Source organism: Brassicibacter mesophilus (genome assembly GCF_050433385.1).
In the GTDB taxonomy this organism is placed as follows: Bacteria; Bacillota; Clostridia; order Tissierellales; family Proteiniboraceae; genus Brassicibacter; species Brassicibacter mesophilus.
Genome location: NZ_JBNPXI010000007.1, coordinates 124,893 through 150,109, shown reverse-complemented (window position 1 = coordinate 150,109; position 25,217 = coordinate 124,893). Strand labels below are relative to the sequence as shown.

Below are 25,217 nucleotides of genomic sequence, written 5' to 3'. Positions count from 1 at the left end.
TAATATCAGAATTAGCAGGTTTGTCCATTTATAGTCAAATTAATTATACTTGTATTCTTAGAATTATATTTTACAGGAGTAATACTATAGAAATATTCTATGTTTTGAATTTTGATATTATACTTTTTTAATAAATTGAATGCTTTTTGCTTTAAATTATCCTTAGTTTTATCTACAATTTTTGGATTCATGTCTTGTATACTACCACTTATATTAAATTGAAAATGCGCGTTCAATATGCCAACAGCAGCAACGTAAGAACTATTTTCTAATTTTATTAATTCATATGGATATACCGAGTGAGGTTTTATGGATTCCACAAAACTTATTACTGGAACTTCTCCTTGGTAAACATTATTTTGACTAAGTATACTGGCTAAATTATTTTGGTCATAATTATTCTGAATATCTATTATCCATGGAAAATTTGGTGACAAAACTAAGTTTTCCAGATGACTTAGTGGTTTTAAAAGCAAAGGCATTCCGTCTTGAATTATACTAGCTTCCAAATTTGCTTCATTTTTTGTTAATACATAGCTATTTTTCTCTCCTGCTATAATACTAGAACCAATTAGCATTGAAGAGTATATAGACTTCCAGGTATCAGAGGAGGATTGTAGAATAAAATCTAGACTAGTAAGGGTACCATTTCCTCTCATAAAAAAAACGTTACTATTTATGTTTAGAACATTAAAAATATCTAGAATATTGTCTATCATTTTTTTAACATTTTCATAAAGTATAATATTTAAAAACAGCATATTTTCTCTAACTAAATAATTTGAAATACTGTGAAAATGTGATGGAAATAACACTACATCATTCCCATAAATGTTTTGAATAGTATTAATTATCTCTTTCTCTTTATTCTTATTAAAATTTGAAAATGGATTGTTAATAGCTATTTTGTTTATATTTTTTCTGACAAGAGCTTTAAGAAAGTTTTCTAAGCCGATTTTAGTATCTTTAGTATTCAAATTATTAATAGAAAAACTATCTATAAATAAATTTATGTCATAAATATAGTTCTCAATATTTAATTGGTTATAAGACATTGGATTTCCAAGTTGTATATATCCAAAGGAGCTTTTCTTAATATTTTTTAAAAACATAGTGAAGTCTATAGCTATTAAAATCTCTTTAACATTTTCACTGTTTATTTTGTTGCTTTCCAAAAAGTATTCTATGGACTGCCCTAAATTAGTTATATCTTCATATATGATACTACTGATAGCGGTAGGTATTTTTCCTAGTCCTATTACCAGATCAATAGTTTTTTCGTTGACAATTAATGCTAAACGCTTTTTCATCTATATCACCTATCTAATAGTAGTAATTATAATAAAGTTCTTCTAAGGATTTATATGGGGATTTATATCCAAAACACTGAGGGCCTACAATGTTTAGAGCATTATCTGTCTTCCAAACTAAAGGTGCAGGAGTACCAATGACTGCAACATTCATGCCTTGAGTGATACTATTGTTGCCCACAGGCTTTAATGTGTCTAAGTCTATCATGCTTATTAAATCAGGTACCATTGCTGCAAGTGCTCCATTTTTATATGCAATGAGATTTTCATTTTGTGTCAATATTTGAAATTTATCATGGCTATAATCCTTGATACCTTTTATATAAATAGATTGCCAGTGCTTATGCTCAATATTTTCTATTGTATCAATAGTGCCTGCGAATAATTCTATAGATGCACCATATATAGAGTTTTTAGTTGTTTTTATTAAATTGAATAAGATATCTTCATAAGTTGAATAGTCAATAAATGATTTTCCGATTTCATAAGTTAATGAAATAGTATTTGGAATCAATATTTTTTGCAACTCTTTTCCAATTACAGGACAACCAGCAAAAAAACCTATATTATTTACTTTACTAAGCATATGGCGTATGTTGAGTTCTAACATGAAATTGTCTTCATTGCTGAATTCAAACGTCTCTTTTTGTGTATTAGAAAATATAAGAGGTTTTAATGTATAGTTGTTTAGGTGAAATGTTGTCATTTGCAACTCTGGAAATGCTCTGCCTATACAATCACCATCAATGATAGGAATATGAGATAGTGCAGATACTAAAAGTGGATATAAAACATTTATTCCTGCACATTCTAATGTGAAAATACCTTTAACATCCGTGTTGATGGTATTTGATAACTTATTTAAAAGAGATATACCTTCGTGACCAGTACAATGAAAATCATCCAATACTTCTGGCGAACCTACTAAACCCGTAGTTGCATAGATACTATTAAGCTCTAAGTCTTTTATACTTAGAAGAGGAATACTAATGTCACTTGCAAATAGTTCTTGACATGTTATTAATAAATTATCTGTTTTTCCACCTCCACCTGAACCCATAAAAATACTTCCAAGAAAAAGAGGTTTTAACCAATTTTTATATATAAAATCCATATGTGTCCTCCTTATTTAAGTTTTGAAATCCAGCGATATAGAGTGGCAAGACTAATATTTAGGTGTTCTGCTAGTCTTTTTTTATCATCTGTGCTATTACCAAACTTATTTAGCAGAATTAAAAGCTCTTCCTTTGATGGTTTGTTATGTTTTTTATTGAACATGTTATAATCCTTTGATATTACTCTTTCTTTTTCTATCGCTTGATTCAGTTGTAAGTATGCTGGAAGATCATTAATATCTATTGTACTTTTATTGATCATGGTAACACAGTATTCTACTACATTAATTAACTCTCTTATATTACCTGGCCAGCTATACTCTTTTAGGGCCTTCATGCTTTCGTAAGAAAATGTCATGAAACCTTTCTTCTGCGAAATACAATATTTTTTTACATAGTAAGTGACCAGAAGTTCTATATCATCTTTTCTACTATCTAGTGATGGTATAGTTATTGGAATGACATTAATTCTGTAAAATAGGTCTTCTCTAAACTCACCTAGTCTTTTTTTCTCTTCCAAATTTTGATGAGTCGCACATATGATTCTTACATCAATAGGTATTTTTTTATTTCCACCTACTGGTTCTATATATCTTTCTTGTAACACTCTTAAAAGCTTTACTTGGAGTGAAAGTGGCATATCACCGATTTCATCTAATAGCAATGTCCCTTTATTAGCAAGTAGAAATTTTCCGACCTTACCTTCTTTTTTTGCACCAGTAAATGACCCGCCTTCATAGCCGAATAATTCACTTTCAAGTAGGTTTTCGGGGATTGCAGCACAGTTTAAAGCTACAAAAGGTTCGCTTTTTCTAGTACTTAAGTTGTGTATGAGTTTAGCATACTCTTCCTTGCCTGTTCCACTTTCTCCTCTTAGTAGAACTGTAGTATCTGTTGGTGCAACTTGTTTCATAATATATAAAACTTTATCCATTTGAGCATTTTTACCTATTATTTTATTGAAGTTTTTTATAGTGTTGCTGTATTGGCTAATCAGATCGTTTTGATTAGAAGTATATCTGACTTTACCTATGATTTCATTTCCTAAATAAATTTCCTTAGTAGTTAAATCGAGTATTTCCTCAATATTTCTATTTGTTATTTCCATTTGCTTAGCGGAATTGTTATAGAACAAAATATTATCAAAAGAGTCATACAATATTAGGCTATTTGATAACATATTACTTATATGATAAGTCATTTGCCTGTATAGAGAATTTTCTTTTCTAACGCCTTCTAGATCAGATAATAGTGTGTATACTTCACTCAAGGTTTGTACTAAAGATAGCATGTCTTCTGAAACAATCTGAATTTTGTTATGAGAGCTTTGGGTAATATCTCTTTCTTTTGCAAATACCCACACTAATGTCTTACTTTTTTTGAAATGTCTAACTGGAACAATAATTTTTTCAATATATATTAATCTATTGTTTAATTCAAGTTCTTCCTCATCTATGGAGATATGTGCCCTATTAAACATATCTAGTGTATTATTCTCAAATAGTTTATATGAGAATAGTAGTTTATCAAGCTTATAATCAATTGATTTTGAAATCATTGTATTTTCATTAAACACAAAAATGCAACATCCTAGTCCATTTGCTATACTGTCTAAATAGTTTTTCAAAGACACAAGCTTCATGATGTCAGTCCTTTCTCAAAATTCTCATTATTCATTATTATACCAGAGAGTTGGTGTTATGTGAGAAAAAAATAATAATGATGAGAATTGATGAGAAAACAAGAGAATTATAGTAATAAACTTGCTAAAAAATGAATTATAAATATAGAAATTATATTTAAGGCAATATATTTTCTCCATTTATTTTTGTGAAAACGTTATTATAACCAAATTATTTTGGCATGGAAGTTGCGTTATATAAAACAAAGCTACAATAATAGTTTTATAACGTTATAGAACAAAAGAATGAAATCATAGTGAAGGAAGGGTTGTTTATGGAAAATAATGTAAAAGGAATTCCCATGGAACAAAGACAGTCTTGGGGAAGTTTAGCGTTTATATGGATTGGTTCAATGATTTGTGTTTCATCTCTAATGACGGGAGGACTATTAATATCAGGTCTATCGGTAATGGAGGCATTTTTAGCTAGTATAATTGGATATGGAGTAGTTGTTATATATATGTGTTTTCAGGGTATGCAGGCTTCTGATACTGGACTTTCTACTGTAGAAATGGCATCCGGTGCTTTTGGAGAAAAGGGTGCTAAAATGTTAATGTCATCAGCGCTTGGAATAGCCTGTTTAGGATGGTTTGGATTCCAAGCAAACATATGTGGCTCTGCATTTAGCCAAACCATGGCTACATTTGGTTTGAATATTCCAGTATGGGCTTCATCTCTTATCTGGGGAGTTATTATGCTTACTACTGCTGTATATGGTATTAATGCCTTAAAATATCTAAATTATATAGCTGTTCCTGCTCTAATTGCAGTGTGTTTTTACGGATCTTATACGTCTTTAGCAAAGCAAGGCTTTGGAATAATAACTAGCTATCAGCCTACTAATCCAATGAGCTTTTTATCAGGATTAGCATTAACAGTTGGTTCTTTTGCATTAGGTGGAGTTATTGCAGGTGACTACTCTAGATATGCAAGAAGCAGAAGTGATGTTATAAAGTCTTCAATTTTCGGAGTAATACCAGCTGGCATAGCAATGATAACTATGGGAGGTATTATGAGCTTGGTTTCCGGAACTTATGATATTTCTCAAGTATTAACTGACTTAGGGGTTCCTGTGTTAGGGCTTGTAGTTCTCATTTTAGCTACATGGACAACTAATACAGTTAATGCTTATTCAGGAGGATTAGCGATTACTAACCTCTTTAATCTAAGCGACTCTAAAAGAAGTATGGCAACTGCTATTGCTGGTTTTTTAGGCACAATCCTAGCTGTTGCAGGTATAATAAACTATTTTACTAATTTCTTAATGGTTTTAACAGCTGCATTGCCGCCTGTTGCTGGAGTGATGATTGCAGACTATTGGATAGTAAAAAAGGGTGACCCTAGAAGCTTTAAAGAGACAAAAGGAATGAATATGGTTGGTATTTGTTCTTGGCTTGTAGGTAGTATTGTGGCTATTGTATTTAAGTTTGGGATTCAGCCAATCAACGGAATCATTGTTTCTATGATAGTATATTTAGCTGTTTGTAGTTTGCAAACAAAAACAAGTGAAAACATGACTAATGAGGAGGAGATAATATGAGAAAACTAGATATTCAGGCTATTGAAGATATTGCTTTAGGCGCTTCTTTGCTTGGAACAGGTGGAGGTGGTGACCCTTATATAGGGAAATTAATGGCTATTCAAGCAATAAAAAAATATGGGGAAGTTACATTGATAGATGTTGACGATGTTCCAGATGATGCTCTTATAGTACCTACAGCTATGATGGGAGCACCAACGGTACTTGTAGAGAAAATAGCCAATGGTTCAGAATTTAGAAGAGTTTTTGAAAAACTAGAAAAATACTATGGTAAGAAGATTTACGCCACTATGCCTATTGAAGCTGGTGGAGTTAATTCTATGATACCACTTGCAGTGGCAGCACAAATGGGCGTGCCAATTATTGATATAGATGGTATGGGTAGAGCTTTTCCAGAACTCCAGATGGTCACATTTCACCTACATGGTGTTAGCTCTACTCCTATGGCAATTACCGATGAGAAAGGAAATGTAGCAATTTTAGAGACAATCAATAACAAATGGGCTGAAAATATAGCTAGATCTATGACTGTAGTACAGGGTGGCTCTGTTATGATATCGATCTATCCAATGCTGGGAAAACAACTAAAACAATGTGGAATAAGAAATATCATGTCTTATTCCGAAGAAATAGGAAGAGCTATTAGAGAATCTAGCAAGCATGACATACCTCCTATAAAGCAATTAATAGATAAAATAAATGGTATTGAAATATTTAAAGGAAAGATTATAGATGTTCTCAGAGAGACTAAAGGTGGATTCAACTTTGGTACAGTAAAAATTGACGGAGTAGAGGAGTTCAAAGGCGAAATTTGTGAAGTAAACTTTCAAAATGAAAACTTAGTTGCTAGAAAAGGGGGGCAAGTTTTAGCAACAACACCGGATCTTATATGTATGGCTGATTTGGAAAACATTACACCTGTAACTACTGATGGGTTAAAGTATGGTAGGAGAGTCTTAGTAATTGGTTTGAAATGTGATGATCAATGGCGAACAAAGAAAGGAATTGAAACTGTAGGACCAAGGTATTTTGGTTACGATATTGACTATGTTCCAATAGAAGAACGCATGAAAGGAGTAAGATAACATGATTTATAGACTTGGAGTAGATGTAGGTGGTACAAATACTGATGCTGTCATTATAGATCAAAAATTTAACTTAGTGGGCAGCGTTAAAATACCTACAACAGAGGACGTAAGCACTGGCATATTTCAGGCAATTCATACAGTACTAGAGAAATCACAAGTAGACAAGGAAAAAATAAAATATGCAATGCTAGGAACAACTCAATGTACCAATGCAATTGTAGAGAGAAAAAAGCTGTGTAAAGTTGGAGTGATAAGAATTGGATCACCTGCAACGCACTCCATAGAGCCTATGATAGATTGGCCAGAAGACTTGGTTAAAGCAGTCAGTGAGCATTATCAGATAGTTAAAGGAGGATATGAATTCGACGGTAGAGAGATTGCTCCTATTGATGAAGAAGAGATAAGAGGAGCTGTAAGGAAAATGGAAGGTAAGGTAGAGGCTATTGCTATTTCTTGTGTTTTTTCACATATTCGTTCAGAGCATGAGCGAATTGCAGCCAGAATAGTAAATGAAGAATTAGGAGATATACCTATTTCACTATCTCACGAAGTAGCTAGCATGGGACTTCTAGAGAGAGAAAATGCTACTATTTTAAATTCTTCATTGATGAAAGTTGCCAAGGTTGTAACTGATGGTTTTCGAAATGGCTTATTAAGAGAAGGTATTAACAATGCTGAAGTCTACCTTTGTCAAAATGATGGGACTTTAATGAGTGTTGATTATACTAAGAAATTTCCTATATTGACTGTAGCTTGTGGACCTACCAATAGTATTCGAGGTGCCTCTTTCTTAAGCAAGATAAAAAATGCTATTGTACTAGACATAGGTGGTACGACCACAGATATCGGTGTCATTGTAAACTCATTCCCACGGGAATCTTCTCAAGCCACTGACGTAGGAGGGGCTAGAACTAACTTTAGAATGCCAGATATTTTAGCTATAGGATTAGGAGGAGGTACTATAATAAGAGAGGATAATGGAAAAATTAAAGTAGGTCCTGATAGTGTAGGATATAAGCTAACTGAAAAATCTCTAGTTTTTGGTGGTGACACACTAACGGCTACAGATATCGCAGTAAGGTTAGATATGGCTGAAATAGGGGATTCTAGTAAGGTAGATCATATTGATAAAGTTTTTGCTCAAGAAGTCATGGATAAGATGATGCAGATGATAGAGGAAGGTATAGATAAGATGAAGCTTTCTTCTGAGCCAGCTCCAGTAGTGCTCGTTGGTGGAGGAGGTATTATCGTTAGAGATGGGCTGGAAGCAGTATCAGAGATTATAAGGCCAGATAGTTTTCCCGTTGCTAATGCTATTGGCTCTGCCATATCTCAAGTAAGCGGTACATTTGAGAAACTGTTTAGTCTTGATAGCATAAGTAGAGATGAAGCGTTAACACAAAGCAAGGAGGAAGCTATTAAAATTGCTATAAAAGCAGGTGCAGACCCTAACTGTATAGACATCGTAGATGTTGAAGATATACCTTTAGCATATCATCCAGGAAATGCCATAAGTATAAAGGTCAAAGCTGTAGGAAATTTATCTGTATAGTTTAGAAAAATTGATTGGAAAAGAAGAAGCTTTATATAAAGCTTCTTTTTTATGTTGCTTTGCATAAGTATTAGATGAAAATCTTTTCAAGCTCTAAGTCAGATTTTATTTAAAAGTTATTAGTGAAAAATTCAGGTAATATTTTGAAAGATTGGTTTTATTTTATTACCCATTGCCATAAAGATAAAGTATAATATTGTTTAGTATGAGATGGAACAATATATCATTACATAGAATTAAGCTGCAGAAGAAACTGAATTTTAATGAGACTATAATATGGAATGTGAGGTTGATAAAATGATTAAACTACCTGATTCTATGCAGTTTGCAAACTTACCTACGAAAATAGAAAGACTAGATAGACTTTCAACAGAGCTTGGAGATGTAGAGTTGTATATCAAAAGAGATGATCAGACAGGAACAGAGTTTTCGGGAAACAAGATAAGAAAGTTAGAATTTGTAATAAAAGAAGCAATTGACCAAGACTGTGACTATTTAATTACATGTGGTGGAGTACAGTCAAATCATGCAAGAGCAACAGCGGCAATAGCTGCAAGACTTGGATTAAAATCATATCTTGTTCTAAGAGGAACAGGTGAAGAAGGCATTGACTCAAACTACTTTCTAGATAAGGTTCTAGGAGCGAGCATTAAATTCATTACACCTGAGGACTATAAGGAAAGAAGAATAGAAATAATGACTGAACTAGCTGAAAGATTGTCTACACAAGGGCACAAAGCATATGTTATTCCAGAAGGTGCTTCTAATGGCATAGGGACATTTGGATACTATAAAGCACTTGAAGAAATATTAAAACAAGAGGAACAGCTGGGATTTAAATTTGATGCAATAGTTACAGCTATAGGTTCTGGAGGTACATATGCAGGATTGTTTTATGCTAATAAAGTAAACGAGAATACTGCAAAGATATTTGGTATAAACGTATGTGATGATGCAGAGTATTTTAAAAATCAGATAAGTAATATCTTAAAAGACAGCTTTACGTATACAAGAAAAGAAATATCCTTTTTAAAGGATGATATTAATATCATTGATGGATATGTTGGTGTTGGTTATGCCATGAGTCGTCCTGAAGAAATTGAGTTCATACATAAGGTTGCAAAGCTTGAAGGGATAATATTAGATCCAGTATATACTGGAAAGGCGATGTATGGACTGGTAGAAGAGATAAAAAAGGGTACACTAAAAGGGTATAATAAAATATTGTTTATTCATACAGGTGGATTGTTTGGTCTATTTCCTAAAAAAGATTTGTTTTCATTCTAATATAGAAATTCTCATGTTAAAGCATGAGAATTTTTTTAGATAATAATTCCTTTAAATCAACACCAGACATATATTATTAAGAGGTGAATAATAATGAACGTGGATTTAGTATTTGAAGGTGGAGGAGTTTTAGGGATTAACTATGTAGGAGCATTGAAAGCATTTGAGGAGAAAGGATACAGGATTCAAAGGTGCGCTGGAACATCTGCTGGTTCAGTTATAGCTGCATTAATCATAGCAGGATACAATTCTGATGAACTAACTAAAATAATTTATAATACTGATTTTAATATATTTAGACAACCAACACGTATAGGTAAAGTTTTTGTAGTAGGAAAATACCTTTCGTTATTATTTGATAAAGGCAAATACGACAGCATAGTTATTGAACGCTGGATGCATGGATTATTAAAGAAAAAAGGAATTACGAAATTTAAACATGTAATGTCTAATGGAGAAAGCAGATTAAAGATAGTTGCTGCAGATATAACAAAAAGAAGAATGCTGATTTTGCCAGACGATCTTCCTCGATATGGCATTGACCCATATGAATATAGCATTGCTAATGCAGTACGAATGAGCTGTACAATACCTTTTTATTTTACGCCTGTAGAATTAAAATATAATAATAAGCTAAGCTTCATTGTAGATGGAGGTCTATTAAGCAGTTTTCCAATATGGATATTTGATGTAGAGGGAATACCACAATGGCCTACCTTTGGTCTTAAGATAAAGGATTTGGACAGCTTAACATCTCAAGGAAGAAAAGATATACTTGCATATTTAAAAGACATTATAGATGCACCTATCAATAAGGATGAGGAAAATTTTATTCGAAATAAAGATTGTGTTAGAACTATTGTTATTGATTATGATGGTAAAATCAAATCTACAGATTTTAATAGGGTCAATGAGCACGTAGAAAAGCTATGTGAAAATGGCTATGAGAGCACTATAAGGTTTTTAAACAACTGGAGTTTTAATAAATATGTTCAGATATTTAAAAATTGAGTTAATAGAATAGGCAACTAGCACGTGGTTTTTCAGATTTTTTATTACGTAAAATTAAAATGCATTGGTTTATTTATATAATCAAATCGTAGATATAAGTCGTATAAAAATAGAAGAGGATATTAATAAGGGTTATGTACTAGTTAATGAAAAAATAGTTAAAACTAAGTATTTACTCAATGAAAAAGATATAGTTTTGCTTTCGATTGAAGATATAAAATAAATAATGAACAACCATAATAAATAGTATATTTATATAGGTTAGTCTATTTACATGAATTGCTATATAACTTAATATCACCAAAAAAGAGTCTGGAGATTTTATCAACTAGACTTTTTTTATGACTTTTACCTATTGAAAATATTAACAAGTGATATATAATCTGATTTAAATTTAAAAATATTTACAAATACGATATAATATATGTTATGTGATTAGGAGGGAATGTCATGGAGCAAAAAGTTGAAGCTGCTATTGATAAATTACACAATATCAGCAGAGAATTAAAAAATATATTTGTTGAAAGAGACGAAGTTATAGATAATAGTATAAAAGCATTGATAACAGGACAAACGGTTTTATTAATAGGTCCACCAGGTACAGCAAAAAGTGCATTGACAAATGCATTATGTAGTAGAATAGAAAATGCAAAATATTTCTCTTGGCTTTTAAATAGAACATCTGACCCTGCAGAGATATTAGGACCATTTAGTATTAAAGAAATGGAAAATGACAGATTTTTAAGGGTGACAAAAAGCAAGCTGCCTGAAGCTGAGATTGCATTCCTTGATGAAATATTTAAGTGCAATGAGCCTACTTTAAATATTTTATTACCAATTATAAATGAAAAAATGTTTTATAATGATGGTAATCCTGTAGGTGTTCCTCTGATATCATTATTTGCTGCATCTAATGAATTTCCTGAAGAGGATTCTCTGATGGCATTATACGATAGGATGATTTTTAGAATGAATATAGGATATGTAAGTGATATTCATAATAAAATGAGGATGTTTAAAGGGTTTTTAAACAATAGTTCAAACGAAGGACAAGCCACTACAATAACCTTAGAGGAACTAAAATTATTAAGAAGTGCACTTGACGAAGTAGCTATAGATGACTCTGTTTTGAAGGAATATATTTCTTTAATAAACGCTCTTTTACAAGAAGGAATTATAATATCAGACAGGAGACAGAACGAATGCTTAAAAGTTTTAAGAGCAAATGCTTTTTTATGCAAAAGAAATAAGGTTAGTTCATGTGATTTTGAAGCTCTTAGGGATGTGCTGTGGAATAACCTAGAAGATATTGAAAAGATAGATGAAATAATAAGAGAAAGGCTAGTATCTCCTTATGAAAAGGAATATAACGCCATAAGTAAACACTATAATGAGATAGTTGACGCTTCTAAAAATCTAAAGGATATTCGTACGATTATCGAAATAAGAGGTTCTGTAGAGTATTTATATGAAAAGACGAATAGAGTACTAAAAGAATACGACCTTATGGAAGATAAAACTAAAAACAAATTTATGCCTCTCAAAAAGGAGATTAAGGATTATCTGGACAAACTAACAGCGCAAATAGAAGATGAAGGCTTAATGTATGACGTAGTGTAAGGGAGTGTAAGTGTGGATAATTTGTTTATAAATAGTATTGAGTGCTTTGAGTTAGACCTTGATATTTACAATAATATATTTAAAAGAACACATAGAATAAAGGAAAATGTTGAAAAGTATAGAGAGGTGATAACTACATTTGAAAGTTTATGTGAAGATATGTATTTAGCCTTATTCAAGGCTAATCCAGTGATCAAAAAAGCTGAAGAAGTAAATATAGAATATAGGCTTAATAATATTATAATTAAAAAGCTTTCTGAAACAGACGAATTTCAATCGTTAAGGAAAAGCTGCTCACTAAAGCATTTCAACTCAATACTAGCATCAGATCTACTAGGCACAGAAATAGCAAGTAGATTTAATCAGCTTTCTGAAAATAATGAGGGTTTTAAAAATTACCTTAAAGAACTAGAATATATAATTAGTTTAAACCAGCCATCAGAGTTAGCTGAAGAAAAAATTAATAAGATTATAGATAATATTGATATAATAATATCAAACGATAATTTAATTTATAAAAGCGTTTCAATGTGTTATAAAGAATTTTTAAGTATAACAAATACTATTAAGACCTGGGGACTTGATGATGGCAAGATTAACCCTACATCTTATGAAGAAAAGGTAGAAGTAAGTTTAAAACTAAGAAAACTGAGAAAAATAAAAGAAATATCTGAAATGGCTGGGAGATTTAAAGCATCTGCTAGTAAGCTCCAGAGAAGAAAAACAAAAGAAGAAGGACAAGAGATATGTGGAGTAAAATTAGGAAATGAGATACACAAAATCTTACCTTCAGAAAAGCTATTACTAACAAAAGAGGCTACTAAGAAAAGTTTCTATAAAAAGTACACTCAAAAGGAATTATTGTCGTATAAGTATAAAAATAATAGATCTAAATCAAAAGGGCCTATTATATGCTGTATAGATACTTCATCATCAATGGAAGGAGACCTTGAAGTGTGGTCTAAATCTGTGGCTATTACATTACTAGATATAGCATTTAAGCAGAAAAGGGATTTTGTTGCGATACTATTTTCATATAAGGTTGGTAAAACTATAGAGTTTAATAGAAATAAAGTGGAAGCTGCTAAAATATATGACTTAGCTACTACATTCTATGGAAGCGGAACAAACTTTGTAGAGCCACTAAATGAAGCCTTAAAGCTAATTAATAGTGCAAAATATAAATATTCTGATATAATTTTTATTACTGATGGTGAAGCGCCTTTAGATGAAGAATTTATAGAAAGTTTTAATATTCAAAAGCAGAAAAAAGAATTTAGAATGATTACAGTAAATGTATCGGAAAAAATCGAAGAAGCTCTAAATGAAATAAATGATATTCAGATATTATTAAAGGATTTAACTGAAGAAACAGTAGAAGATGCAAACAATACATTATTTTCAATCTAAAACCAAATCAATGAGTCAAGTGAGCAAAGGGATGGTTCCACGACTCATGAATTTTAACTGTAATGAGGTGATCAAATGAGTAGAATAGCAGGAGAAGGCTGTGAAACCTTAGTTCCATTTAATGAAAGAAAACCGCTAAATGAAATAGAGCGAAGCATCGTAAAAACCTATAGAAAAAACATATGGTCAAAATTCATTAAAGCAATAAAAGACTATAATTTACTAGAAGAAGGCGACAAGGTAGCAGTTGCTATATCGGGAGGCAAAGATAGCTTATTGATGGCTAAACTTTTCCAAGAGCTGCAGCGTCATGGACAATTCAAATTTAATTTAGAATTTATTGCTATGGACCCGGGGTATCATCCAGATATTAAGCAATTGCTAATAGACAACTGTGAATATCTAAATATTCCTGTCCATATTTTCGAATCAGGAATATTTGATATAGCAGATAGAATGGCTAAAGACTATCCTTGTTATTTATGTGCTAGAATGCGTAGAGGAGCACTGTATTCAAAGGCACAAGAGCTAGGATGCAACAAGCTTGCCTTGGGTCATCACTTTAATGATGTTATTGAAACAACTTTATTAAATGTCCTGTATTCAGGGAACTTTAAAACAATGCTTCCAAAGCTAAAATCCACAAATTTTAAGGGATTAGAGCTTATAAGGCCTTTATACTATGTTGAGGAGCTTCATATACAGCGTTTTACTCAGAATAGTGGAATTTGGCCGCTAAATTGCGCATGTATGGTAGCTGCAAAAAAAATAGGTAATAAACGATATGAGATTAAAGACTTGATTGAACAAATGAAGAAAAACTTTGAGAATGTTGATAAGTCTATTTTCAAAGCAGCTCAAAATGTAAATATGGATGCTATTTTAGGATGGGAAAAAGACGGTGAAAAGCATTCGTATTTAGATTTTTATGATGAAGAATAGTTAAAGTCTATATGTAATATTAATGATTAGCTTGTGCTTAACGTACAAGCTAATTTTATTTTTTGTCGAAAAATGCAAAACGAAATAACCGTAATCCTTTGAAAATATAATTGACGAATATTATGCAAGGTTATATACTTAATTATATAAGTAATGAACTGATTAACTAAGGAGGTGTGTAAGTGAAACCTACTCTAAGTATAGATAAGTCAATATATATTCAAATAGCTGAAAAAATTGAAAATGATATCTTAAATAACAATTTAGCAGAGAATGAACAAGTACCTTCAACAAATCAATTCTCGCAAATCTTTCAGATAAATCCTGCTACAGCAGCTAAAGGGATAAATATACTAGTAGATGAAGGAATACTTTATAAAAAACGTGGAATAGGAATGTTTGTTTCAGAAGGTGCTAAGGAGATGATTTTAAAGAAAAGGCAAAAGATTTTCTTTGATCAAACGATACCTGAGATAATATTAGAATCAGAAAGGCTTGAGATAACCAGGGAAGAACTTTTAGAATCAATTAGAAATTATAATGGGGGTAAAGATAGATGAATAAAGCTATAGAATGTGAGAGCTTACGAAAAAGCTTTGGTAGCTTAAATGCTGTAGACGGTGTAACATTTGAGCTTGAAAAAGATAAAATATATGGTCTTATAGGAAGAAATGGTGCTGGAAAAACTACATTACTTCATTTGTTAACAGGCCAGTATGCAAAAGATGAAGGGAAAATAAATATATTTGGACAGCAAGTATTTGAGAATAGCATAGCTATAGATAATATATGCTTTGTTAAAGAAAAAGAGTATCCTTTAGAAGGTGATAGAGTAGAAATGATATTTAGAAAAGCTGAAATTTTCTACAAAAACTGGGACAATAAATTTAAAGACAGATTAGTAAAAGAGTTTGATTTAAATGTAAATAAGAAATATAAAAATCTGTCTAGAGGAATGAAATCTTCAGTTTCAAATATTATTGGGCTTGCTAGTCGTGCACCTATAACAATATTTGATGAACCCTCTTTCGGATTAGATGCAGCTATGAGAGATAAGTTTTATAATATCTTATTAGAGGATTATCAAAAAAATAAAAGAACCATAATTTTATCAACACATTTAATAGATGAAGTTAGTAATCTCTTTGAAGAAGTAATTATAATTGATAAAGGGAAAATACTGATAAAGGAGAACGTAGAAGAGCTTACTGAAAAAGCTTATTATGTTACAGGTAATGACGAAGCCCTACGGAACTTTGTTCAAGACAAAAAAGTTCTTTCTAAAGAGATCTTTGGAAACACTGCAATTATTGCTTTCTTAGGAGTTCTAACTGAAGTTGAAAAAGAGGAGTTAAGAAGAGTCAATGCAGAAATTAGCAGAATACCATTACAGAAGCTATTCATATATTTAACAGATAGCAATAGGGGGTGGGAATAGTTATGGAAAAATTAAAGACTCATATGAGATTTCAATATATAGATACAAAAGGATCATTTATAATATTTTGGGGTATATTGGTTATTTTTGATATATTAGGTCATATAGGTAATATTATATTTCAGAATACGAATTTTGGAATAAATCATGATGGATTACATTCCGTAGTTGGAGGCAACTATGTTGCTTTTGGAATAAATCATGATGGATTATATTCTGTAGTTGGAGGCAACTATGTTGCTATTGGAATATTTATTATAGTTACTGGAATAGTTATGTATACTGAATCTTTCCCAACATTGATAGGGTTTGGATCTACAAGAAAAGATTTTTATAAAGGAAGTATACTATATTATATATTGCTTTCCTTAGCCATGACAGTTGTTCAAGTTATTCTTATAAAGATTGAACAGATAATCGCTCCTTCCCTTGGGGTAGAGGTATATTCAGGCTTTGAATTAGGTGGAGTTAAGGTATTTTTTGCACTTCTAATTTTGTGTGCAGTATTTAATTTACTTGGAGTTATAATATACAGAATTGGATACTGGACCTGGATTTTAATTGCTGTAGTTTTATCATTTACATCTTTAAGTGTTTTAAGAACCAGCGTTGTAAATTTTTATGATACAGTGTTATCAGGTAATATGGCGCTCTATTGTCTAACCATAACCTTATTCTCAGCTATGTTTTTCTTTATAGGATGGCTCCTGATAAGAAAACACGATATAAAAAGTAAAATCTAAAATGATTTAAAAACAGACCTCATAGATTGATTGAATCGCTCTATGAGGTCTGTTTATTAGAATGCCCAGTTTCCGTTTTTGAATACTTGAACCTTTTCGCCGTTTTCTTTTTCTGCAATTATATCCAAATCCTTTGACCCGATCATAAAGTCTATATGGATAAGAGAGTTATTAACTCCTGCTTTTTCTAACTCTTCATTTGACATTTTATCTCCATTTTCTATGCAGGTAGGATATGCCATTCCTAGAGCAAGGTGACAGGAGGCATTTTCATCAAATAATGTATTGAAGAATATAATATTTGAATTTGAAATAGGAGAATCATATGGTACAAGAGCTACTTCTCCTAGATAGCTAGCGCCATCATCTGTTTCAATTAGTTTTTTAAGAGTTTCATAACCTTTTTCAGCTTCAAAATCAACTACTTTACCATCCTTAAATGTAAGTTTGAAGTTATCTATCAGATTACCACTGTAGTTTAGTGGTTTTGTACTTTGAACAGTACCATTAACTCCATTTTTTAATGGCATTGTAAATACTTCTTCAGTAGGCATGTTTGCAACGAAGTATGTATCTTTTGCATTTAGTTCACCACCGCCTGCCCATACATGTCCTTTTGGAAGCTCGATCATTAGATCTGTTTCTTTAGATAATAGATGTAGCTTTTTGAATTTCATTTCATTTAAGAATTTTACCTTTTCACTTAAATTATCAATATGATCATTCCAAGCTTTTACTGGATCTTCTTTGTTTATTCTAACTACGTTAAATATAGCTTCCCATAGTTTTTCTATAGCCTCTTCTTCAGCTAATGATGGGAACACCTTTTTTGCCCAGTCTTTAGTAGGTATCGATACTATAGACCATGAAACTATACTATTCATTGTATAATGCCTGAATTTCTTCATCGCAATTCCTCTTGCTTTGTTGAAATTAGCTATTCTTTGTTGATCTACATTCTTTAAAAGCTCTGGATTTGATGCAGAGATAGAGAGAAATGCAGCATTATTTTCTGCAAACTGCTCAAAAGCATCAGCCTTCCATTTCGGAAATTCATTGAATACATTATCATCAGCATTTAAGTATTTCATCAAAGTAAGTTGTTCATCTGACCATTCTACATGTACATCTTTTGCACCTGCTTCATAAGCATATTTTGCTACTAATCTAACAAAATCAGCACATTCTATAGGGGAATTTATTACAAGCACCTGATTTTGTTGAAGATTTACACCAACCTTTACAGCAAGCTGTGCATACTTGTCTAGTAAAACTTCAAAATTTTTCATAAATATCCACTCCCTTCATTCTTTACATTAATAGTTTAAACTATATTTGGTATAAATTAAATGATTATTATGATTATTTAATATTATATAAAAATTTACTAACTTTAATCATAATCCGGTTTTAATTTTACAAATACAACCTCTCCGTTTGAACCCACTCTTACAGGTGGTCCCCATGTGCCAATCCCAGAAGTGACTATTAAGCTATAATCATCTTTTTTATAAAGTCCATGATCTGTGGCAAACATCAGCCCTGTAACGAGATTATTCGGAAATAGCTGACCCTTATGGGTATGGCCAGATAATTGTAGGTCAATACACGTGCTCTCAACATTTTTAATATCTACAGGTTGATGATCTAAAAGCAAAGTGAGCTGATTTTTGTTTATATCTTTAACTAGATTATTTATATCAAGCCTATGCTTGTTGCTTTCTCTACTTACACTGATATCTTTCCGTCCTATAATATAAAAGCTGTTATTTACTTGAATAGTTTCATCTTCTAGCAATCTGATTCCTATATTCTTTAGACCTTCTTCGTAGTCCTGCTGATAATTCAAATGGGATTCATGATTCCCATTTACTGCATAAATACCATAAGTTGTTTTAAGTCTCTTTAAATCATTTAGAAGTCTCTTTATATCATTTTTATTAGTATTTTCATCAACGATGTCACCACATAAACATATCAAATCAACATTTTCCCTGTTTATTAAGTCTACAACCTCTGAGAAATATCTAATTCTACTGTTGTCATAGTGTAAATCTGCAAGCATAGCTATTTTCAATTCATTTATATCACTTTTTTTTTTATTTATCTTTATATCATAGGATACTGACTTATAATTATATGCATTAAAAGTTCCATATACTATTAAAACTGCTGATAGCAAAACTACAAACCCACCACTATAATGAATATTATTAATATATCCATATAGATTAGAGTTCTGGAGATTTGATATTTTAAATAATAGAAAAATGATATCAGACAAGAAAAATAGAAAGACTAAATAATAAAATATAGCCATCCAGTAGTTACCTAAATTTTTCATCCAAGTTATATCAATTTTAAAAGAATACTTTAATAGACTATATACTATATAAAAGGTTGAAAGTACTAATACAATAATAAAAAAAACATATTGTTTAGAATTACTATAAAATCTACCTACGAAAGTGTTTATTCTTTTCCCTAAGTAATAGCTTAACAATATATATATAAATGAAAACATGCTAATTAATAATAAAGATTTAACATTTATCTTCAAAATCATCACCTCTAAAGTAAAGTCAATATCAAAACTGTAAAATCACTCTATTCTTAATTATTGACAGCGATTTTGTTCTAATACAATAAAAGGAATATGATTTTAATATTATATATTATTTTCCAAACGGGAAACATAAATTATATATTTTCGAAAAATAAAATCATAAGGATGATAACAATGAAAAGACCTTCGTATTTAGATTTGTTGCATAATGGAGAATTGATGAAAAAGGTTAACATTTTAAATAAAATGCTTGAAGAATGTGTACTATGTCCTCACCAGTGTAAGGTAAATAGAAAAAAGGGAGAAAGAGGGTATTGTAGAACCCTTGAAAATCCAATTGTATCAGGAGCACAACCTCATTTTGGAGAAGAACAGGAACTGATAGGCAATTATGGTTCAGGAACAATATTCTTTTCGCATTGTAATTTAGGATGTGTATTTTGTCAGAACTATGAGATTAGCCACTGTGGAGAAGGAGAAGAAGTAAGTGTAAATAGACTTGCAGCCATGATGATTTATCTCAAAAACAAAGGATGTCATAACATAAACCTTGTTTCACCAAGTCATATAGTTCCTCAAATAGTAGAGGCAATTTTTATAGCATCGCAGAATGGACTAGACATACCTATAGTATTTAACTCAAATGGTTATGATCTGACAGATACTATCGGATTATTAGATGGTATAGTTGATATATATATGCCTGATATTAAGTTTTCTGATGATAATGTTGCTTTCAAATATTTAGGTGTTAAAGACTATTATTCAATAGCTAAAAATGCAGTTATAGAGATGTATAAGCAGGTTGGTAATTTGAAAACAGATCAAAACGGTATAGCATATAGAGGACTTTTAATAAGACATCTTGTCATGCCTTATAATATTGCAGGAACTGAAAAAATAATGCAATTTATATCTGACAAGCTATCAAAGGACACTTATGTAAATATTATGGCTCAATATTATCCTTCGTATAAAGCTCATGATATTGAAAGGTTAAAAAGAAGAATTACACTAGATGAATATGAAGCAGCTGTAAATGCAGCTAAAGAAGCAGGGCTTAGAAATTATAAATACAACATGTAGTTAAAGTAGTGTAGACTTAATCCCTGTATGTGTTATAAAAAAGTATGTTAGAGAAATAATAAAGTAAGTGCTGTAACAATGTTTTGAACTTGGTATCCATGTAATATATAAGTACAACACTATATTTGAGAAATGAGGAATAGAATTGGACAGGATTAAGAAAAATAAGTTAAAACTTTATGGATTTAATAATCTTACCAAATCTTTAAGTTTTAATATATATGATATTTGCTATACAAAGACAGAAAAGGATAGAAAGAAATATATAGAATACATCGATGAGCAATATAACTCAGAACGACTAACAAATATCCTCACTGAAGTTACAAACATAATAGGTGCTAGTGTATTAAACATAGCGAAACAGGACTACGATCCTCAAGGAGCTAGTGTAACGCTTTTGATTTCAGAGGAAGAGGTTCCATATTATGTACTTGATCCATCTTGCAATAGAGGGGTTTTAACTCCAAATAGGGAAAACATAGTTGGGCATATGGATAAAAGTCATGTAACTGTACACACGTATCCAGAGAGCCATCCAATAAATGAAATAAGTACATTTAGAGTAGATATAGATGTATCCACATGTGGAACTATTTCACCTCTAAAGGCTCTAAATTATATGATATCAAGCTTTGATTCAGATATTATAGTAATGGATTATAGAGTAAGGGGTTTTACAAGAGATGTGAAAGGAAGAAAACACTTTATAGACCACAAAATAAGCTCTATACAAAACTACATTGATAAAAATATTATAAAAAAATATAATCTGATAGATGCAAATATATATCAGTCAAATATATTTCACACAAAAATGCTTTTAAAAGATTTAGAACTAAGTAGCTATTTATTTGAAATAAAGGAAGAAGATTTAACACAAAAACAAAAATCAGAAATTGTTCAGAAATTGAACGATGAAATGACTGAAATATTTTACGGAATTAATATATGACACATATTTTATTTTTTAAGTTCTCCTTTCCATTCAATCAATAATTGCTGATATGCAGATATAGTTGCTGAATTTACAACATCCTTAAATTCACCCCTTCCGATCCAATCGTTGACTTCAATTTCGTAATATCAATTTTAAGAGACTTTCAAGATTATGTATATTAAAGCTTGGATCGGAATCCTTCTTATTTTTTAAGCCGTAATGGATATTATTAGAGGTTTCATCACATTTCTTTTCTTAGCTTCTGTAAACGATCACCGAATCTATCCACAAAATCACCTCTTTTCTAATTATTTATATTGTCACATAATGAAATATTCAATTGATATAAAATTTCAGCAAGAAAAATAATTGACTTCTAAAAAAATATATAGTACACTAAAATTAATTAGCATACGAAATATTATGATGCGAAACATCAATATACTAAATAAGAAGACAGCTATTTACTAAATGATAACTTTATGGGAGGTCAAATATGAATAACCAGAAGTACGGGATAAAGATTGCTTTTTTAGTTAGAGAAATCTATTCAAAGCTAAAGCACTGTATAAGAAATGAGTTTGAAGGTGAGGAGTTAACTGTTCCACAAATAATGCTTCTTAAAGTAATATCAAAGCGTGGAAAGATGAAGGTTAGTGAAATAAGTGAGGAGATGAACCTTACTAATAGTACAGTTTCAGGGATCATTGATAGATTAGAAAGAAGTGAAATAGTATTAAGAGAAAGAAGTAAAGAAGATAGAAGAATAGTATATATAACCCTTTCTAAAAAAGGAGAGGAAATGGTAAAGGAGTTTAGAGGGACAATAAATGTATATTTTGAAAACATTTTTAGTGATTTAACTGTTGAAGAAATTGATGTAATAATGAAAGGCCTTGAAACTTTAAAGCAGGTAGTAGATAGAAAGCTTGGATAAAGAAATAAAAGGTATAAGTCCATTAATTAATTGTTGGAGGTGTTAGATATGGAAATAAGAGATATTATGGAAATATTATTTAATATAGGATATCTAATAGTAATATGGACGTTGGTTGTAAAGATGTATAATCATATCAAGCGTGGAACTATAGAAAATATAAAACTCGCTAAAGTTTTTGGTTGGGCTTTTGCGCTGTTAGCATTAGGAGATACTGGACATGTAGGCTTTAGAGTTATAGCATATTTAAACGGAGGAATAGAACAGAATATAGGATTAGTTGGGATAGGCAAGTTAGCAACATCAGTTACGGTAACAATCTTCTATGTATTGCTTGTAGTAGCTTGGAAGCTAAGATACAATAAAAATTATGGAGCAATCACGAATATATTATTTATAAGTGCATTAGTTAGACTTATAGTTTTAGCTTTCCCTGCAAATCAGTGGGGAAGTTCAGTACAGCAATTTAACTGGGTTATGTATAGAAACATACCACTTATGATAATTGGATTAGGAATCACACTACTCATTTTAATTGATGCAGTTAAGTCAAAGGATGCAGTTTTCAAATGGATTGGAATTATGATCGTAGTATCCTACGGTTTCTATACTCCAGTTATACTGTTTGCACATAAGGTTCCTTTGATTGGATTATTTATGATTCCTAAAACGATGGCTTACTTAGTAGCAGCATTTGTGGTATACTATGGAGTATTTAGAACTTCAGGTATATTACAATTGAATAATTAATTTAAGATAGTATTTAAGACGGACTAACTTATGTCCGTCTTTTTTCATTTTAGGTAGTGTATTATTAAAGTCATTCTTTCCAATGATATTTTAGATGTTTGATAGTAGTATTTATATAGTAGAACTAACATGACAAAATCGAGTTCAGTATCTTTCACAATTTACGAGGAGTGATAAAATGAAAAAAAAACTTAGTGCACAAACAATATACCTGATTTATTTGGGAGCAAGCTCATTGCTTTTTACTCTAATTTTTACTGTTACAGGTATCTTTTATATAGAAACTGTTGGAGTCAATCCACTACAACTAGTACTTATAGGTACTGTTTTAGAGACTGCATGCTTTATATTTGAAATTCCTACTGGGATTGTGGCAGACATGCACAGCAGGAAGCTCTCAATTATTATAGGAGTAACGATGATTGGTTTTGGATTTATTCTGGAAGGTTTAATACCAATATATTTTATTGTTCTTGCTTCTCAGGTGATTTGGGGAGTTGGAGCGACGTTTTTAAGTGGGGCAGATGATGCTTGGATCGCAGATGAAATAGGTGAAGAGAATCTCCAAGGACTGTATTTGAAAGGAACTCAAATTAGTCAAATATGTTCGTTGTTAGGTATTTTTTTAAGTACTTTACTTGGCAATATACATATTCAGCTTCCTATTTTAATAAGTGGGATATTATTCATTTTTTTAGGTGTATTTCTAGTCTTCTTTATGCCTGAAAATGGATTTACACCCATTGAAACAAAAAATAAAAACACATGGGGGAAAATGGGTCATACGTTTATTGAAGGAATGAAGTTTGTCAAAACACGGCCAATCCTTATAATTACATTGTGTATTTCTTTGTTTTATGGGTTATATAGTGAAGGCTTTGATAGACTTTGGAGTGCACATTTTCTTAAAGAACTACAATTCCCTACTGTCTTGGAATTAAAGCCTGTTACATGGTTTGGAATAATAAATTCATTTGCAATGATTTTGAGCATAATTGGAGTTCGGATTATTGAAAGAAAGTCAGAAAACTCAGGTAAAATCCAGAAGATACGTTTTCTAGTTATACTAAATATTCTTTTAGTTGTAAGTATAATTTCGTTTGGTTTTTCTGGAAGATTTACTTTAGCAGTTATGGTGTATTGGGCAGCATATATTATTAGGACTGCCAATAGCCCCATATATAGAGCTTGGATAAATGAAAATCTAGAGTCTAGGGTTAGAGCAACAGTGCTTTCGACCATAGGACAGTTTGATGCGTTAGGACAGATATTAGGAGGACCTATAATAGGATATATAGCCTTAAAGCTATCGATTTCAAAGGCCATTGTTATCGCAGGAGTTATTTTATCGCCAGTTATACTATTGTTTTTATTAGCTTATTATAGGACTAAAAGTGCTATTATACTAGAAAAAGATAATCAGAATATAAAAAGTCTATAAGTGTACTAATACAGTGTAATTTTCATAGTTTTATATTATACTATAATAAAAAGCTATGAAAGGAGTAATTATAATGGATAATAACGCTGCTTTTGTAATTGGAGAAAGGGTTAAAAGAACCATTGAGAGTCTTGAGAAAAATAATATGAATGGCTATTTTGTTCAAAATGAACAAGAAGCTATAAATAAAATTGAGCAACTTATTAAAGAAGGAGATACAGTTTCAGTTGGCGGATCTATGACATTGTTTGAAACTGGGATTATAGAGATGCTAAGAAATGGCAAATATAATTTTTTAGACAGATATGCTGAAGGACTAACTCCTGAGCAAATAAAGGATATTTACAGAAAAAGCTTCTCAGCGGATGCATATTTTTCTAGTAGCAATGCTTTAACAGAAAGAGGAGAGCTTTATAATGTTGATGGAAATGGAAATAGAGTCGCAGCAATGCTTTATGGACCAGATAAAGTAATAGTAGTTGTAGGAGTAAACAAAATAGTGAAGGACTTAGACCAAGCTGTTATAAGAAACAGAGAGACTTCTGCTCCGGCTAATGCAAAGAGATTGAATAAAAGTACTCCATGTGCAAAAGTAGGATACTGTATGGACTGTAAAAGTGATGACAGAATATGTAGTGAATATACGGTTATAAGAAGACAGATGAAACCAGGCAGAATACATGTAATAATAGTAAATAAGGAACTTGGATATTAATATTAAAATTATATTATAGATGAGTAAGTTCAAAGTTCCTTCTT

At 31.1% G+C, this 25,217-nt stretch carries 23 protein-coding genes; 18 read left to right on the top strand and 5 right to left on the bottom strand.

Translation table 11 applies throughout. The features are described 5' to 3' along the window. Positions 1-11: 11 nt before the first annotated feature. From HNR33_RS10115 to HNR33_RS10105, 3 genes are read right to left on the bottom strand one after another with little or no spacing between them, the layout of a single operon-like run. Positions 12-1,310 carry a hypothetical protein gene (locus tag HNR33_RS10115; protein WP_429082966.1) on the bottom strand — a complete coding sequence of 433 codons (1,299 nt, stop codon included), beginning with the start codon at positions 1,308-1,310 and terminating at the stop codon, positions 12-14. A 13-nt stretch (positions 1,311-1,323) separates the two neighbouring features. Next, positions 1,324-2,424 carry a DUF917 domain-containing protein gene (locus HNR33_RS10110; RefSeq protein WP_429082965.1) on the bottom strand — a complete coding sequence of 367 codons (1,101 nt, stop codon included), beginning with the start codon at positions 2,422-2,424 and terminating at the stop codon, positions 1,324-1,326. A gap of 11 nt (positions 2,425-2,435) precedes the next feature. After that, the gene (locus tag HNR33_RS10105) at positions 2,436-4,052 is read right to left on the bottom strand and encodes a sigma-54 interaction domain-containing protein (protein WP_429082964.1); all 1,617 of its coding nucleotides are present in this window, start codon (positions 4,050-4,052) and stop codon (positions 2,436-2,438) included. 329 nt (positions 4,053-4,381) lie between these two features. Between HNR33_RS10105 and HNR33_RS10100 the strand changes: the two genes are divergently transcribed. The 12 genes from HNR33_RS10100 (at position 4,382) to HNR33_RS10045 (ending at position 16,738) form a co-directional block, all read left to right on the top strand. After that, positions 4,382-5,647, top strand: a complete 1,266-nt coding sequence (locus HNR33_RS10100; RefSeq protein WP_429082963.1) for a cytosine permease — start codon at positions 4,382-4,384, stop codon at positions 5,645-5,647. Then, a complete protein-coding gene (locus HNR33_RS10095; RefSeq protein WP_429082961.1) occupies positions 5,644-6,732 on the top strand; it encodes an S-methyl thiohydantoin desulfurase family protein in 1,089 nt (362 codons plus the stop codon). Before HNR33_RS10100 ends, HNR33_RS10095 begins: the two co-directional genes overlap by 4 nt. Position 6,733: 1 nt before the next feature. Continuing rightward, positions 6,734-8,287, top strand: a complete 1,554-nt coding sequence (locus HNR33_RS10090) for a hydantoinase/oxoprolinase N-terminal domain-containing protein (RefSeq protein ID WP_429082959.1) — start codon at positions 6,734-6,736, stop codon at positions 8,285-8,287. A 297-nt stretch (positions 8,288-8,584) separates the two neighbouring features. Then, positions 8,585-9,574 (top strand): D-cysteine desulfhydrase family protein, encoded by a 990-nt coding sequence (locus HNR33_RS10085; protein WP_429082957.1) that lies wholly within the window; start codon positions 8,585-8,587, stop codon positions 9,572-9,574. A gap of 93 nt (positions 9,575-9,667) precedes the next feature. Next, on the top strand, positions 9,668-10,585 hold the full coding sequence (locus HNR33_RS10080) for a patatin-like phospholipase family protein (protein WP_429082955.1): 918 nt from the start codon (positions 9,668-9,670) through the stop codon (positions 10,583-10,585). A gap of 64 nt (positions 10,586-10,649) precedes the next feature. Further along, positions 10,650-10,808 carry a S4 domain-containing protein gene (locus HNR33_RS10075; RefSeq protein WP_429082953.1) on the top strand — a complete coding sequence of 53 codons (159 nt, stop codon included), beginning with the start codon at positions 10,650-10,652 and terminating at the stop codon, positions 10,806-10,808. 227 nt (positions 10,809-11,035) lie between these two features. Beyond that, positions 11,036-12,205, top strand: a complete 1,170-nt coding sequence (locus HNR33_RS10070; protein WP_429082951.1) for an AAA family ATPase — start codon at positions 11,036-11,038, stop codon at positions 12,203-12,205. 12 nt (positions 12,206-12,217) lie between these two features. Next, positions 12,218-13,615, top strand: coding sequence for a vWA domain-containing protein (locus tag HNR33_RS10065; protein ID WP_429082949.1), 1,398 nt, complete (start codon positions 12,218-12,220; stop codon positions 13,613-13,615). A gap of 75 nt (positions 13,616-13,690) precedes the next feature. Continuing rightward, entirely contained in the window at positions 13,691-14,557 is an 867-nt protein-coding gene (locus HNR33_RS10060) for a tRNA 2-thiocytidine biosynthesis TtcA family protein (RefSeq protein ID WP_429082947.1), read from the top strand. A 182-nt stretch (positions 14,558-14,739) separates the two neighbouring features. Next, positions 14,740-15,117 (top strand): GntR family transcriptional regulator, encoded by a 378-nt coding sequence (locus HNR33_RS10055; RefSeq protein WP_429082946.1) that lies wholly within the window; start codon positions 14,740-14,742, stop codon positions 15,115-15,117. Beyond that, a complete protein-coding gene (locus HNR33_RS10050; RefSeq protein ID WP_429082944.1) occupies positions 15,114-15,995 on the top strand; it encodes an ATP-binding cassette domain-containing protein in 882 nt (293 codons plus the stop codon). Before HNR33_RS10055 ends, HNR33_RS10050 begins: the two co-directional genes overlap by 4 nt. 2 nt (positions 15,996-15,997) lie before the next feature. After that, on the top strand, positions 15,998-16,738 hold the full coding sequence (locus HNR33_RS10045) for a hypothetical protein (RefSeq protein WP_429082942.1): 741 nt from the start codon (positions 15,998-16,000) through the stop codon (positions 16,736-16,738). A 56-nt stretch (positions 16,739-16,794) separates the two neighbouring features. On the opposite strand, the gene HNR33_RS10040 is transcribed toward HNR33_RS10045, so the two are convergent. Then, positions 16,795-18,027 (bottom strand): aminopeptidase, encoded by a 1,233-nt coding sequence (locus HNR33_RS10040; RefSeq protein ID WP_429082940.1) that lies wholly within the window; start codon positions 18,025-18,027, stop codon positions 16,795-16,797. A gap of 104 nt (positions 18,028-18,131) precedes the next feature. Continuing rightward, positions 18,132-19,298: a metallophosphoesterase gene (locus HNR33_RS10035; RefSeq protein WP_429082938.1), complete on the bottom strand. Its 1,167-nt coding sequence runs from the start codon at positions 19,296-19,298 to the stop codon at positions 18,132-18,134. Positions 19,299-19,478: 180 nt separating this feature from the next. On the opposite strand from HNR33_RS10035, the gene HNR33_RS10030 reads away from it, so the two are divergent. The 6 genes from HNR33_RS10030 to HNR33_RS10005 all read left to right on the top strand — a co-directional run bounded on the left by HNR33_RS10030 (position 19,479) and on the right by HNR33_RS10005 (position 25,173). Continuing rightward, positions 19,479-20,390, top strand: a complete 912-nt coding sequence (locus tag HNR33_RS10030; protein ID WP_429082936.1) for a radical SAM protein — start codon at positions 19,479-19,481, stop codon at positions 20,388-20,390. Positions 20,391-20,535: 145 nt separating this feature from the next. Further along, complete coding sequence (gene speD / locus HNR33_RS10025) at positions 20,536-21,345, top strand: adenosylmethionine decarboxylase (protein WP_429082934.1); 810 nt, start codon at positions 20,536-20,538, stop codon at positions 21,343-21,345. 481 nt (positions 21,346-21,826) lie between these two features. Further along, complete coding sequence (locus HNR33_RS10020; RefSeq protein ID WP_429082932.1) at positions 21,827-22,267, top strand: MarR family winged helix-turn-helix transcriptional regulator; 441 nt, start codon at positions 21,827-21,829, stop codon at positions 22,265-22,267. 48 nt (positions 22,268-22,315) lie between these two features. After that, positions 22,316-23,017: a hypothetical protein gene (locus HNR33_RS10015; RefSeq protein WP_429082930.1), complete on the top strand. Its 702-nt coding sequence runs from the start codon at positions 22,316-22,318 to the stop codon at positions 23,015-23,017. Positions 23,018-23,195: 178 nt separating this feature from the next. Next, positions 23,196-24,458, top strand: coding sequence for an MFS transporter (locus tag HNR33_RS10010; RefSeq protein WP_429082928.1), 1,263 nt, complete (start codon positions 23,196-23,198; stop codon positions 24,456-24,458). A gap of 73 nt (positions 24,459-24,531) precedes the next feature. Further along, positions 24,532-25,173 (top strand): lactate utilization protein, encoded by a 642-nt coding sequence (locus tag HNR33_RS10005; RefSeq protein WP_429082926.1) that lies wholly within the window; start codon positions 24,532-24,534, stop codon positions 25,171-25,173. Positions 25,174-25,217: the final 44 nt, after the last annotated feature.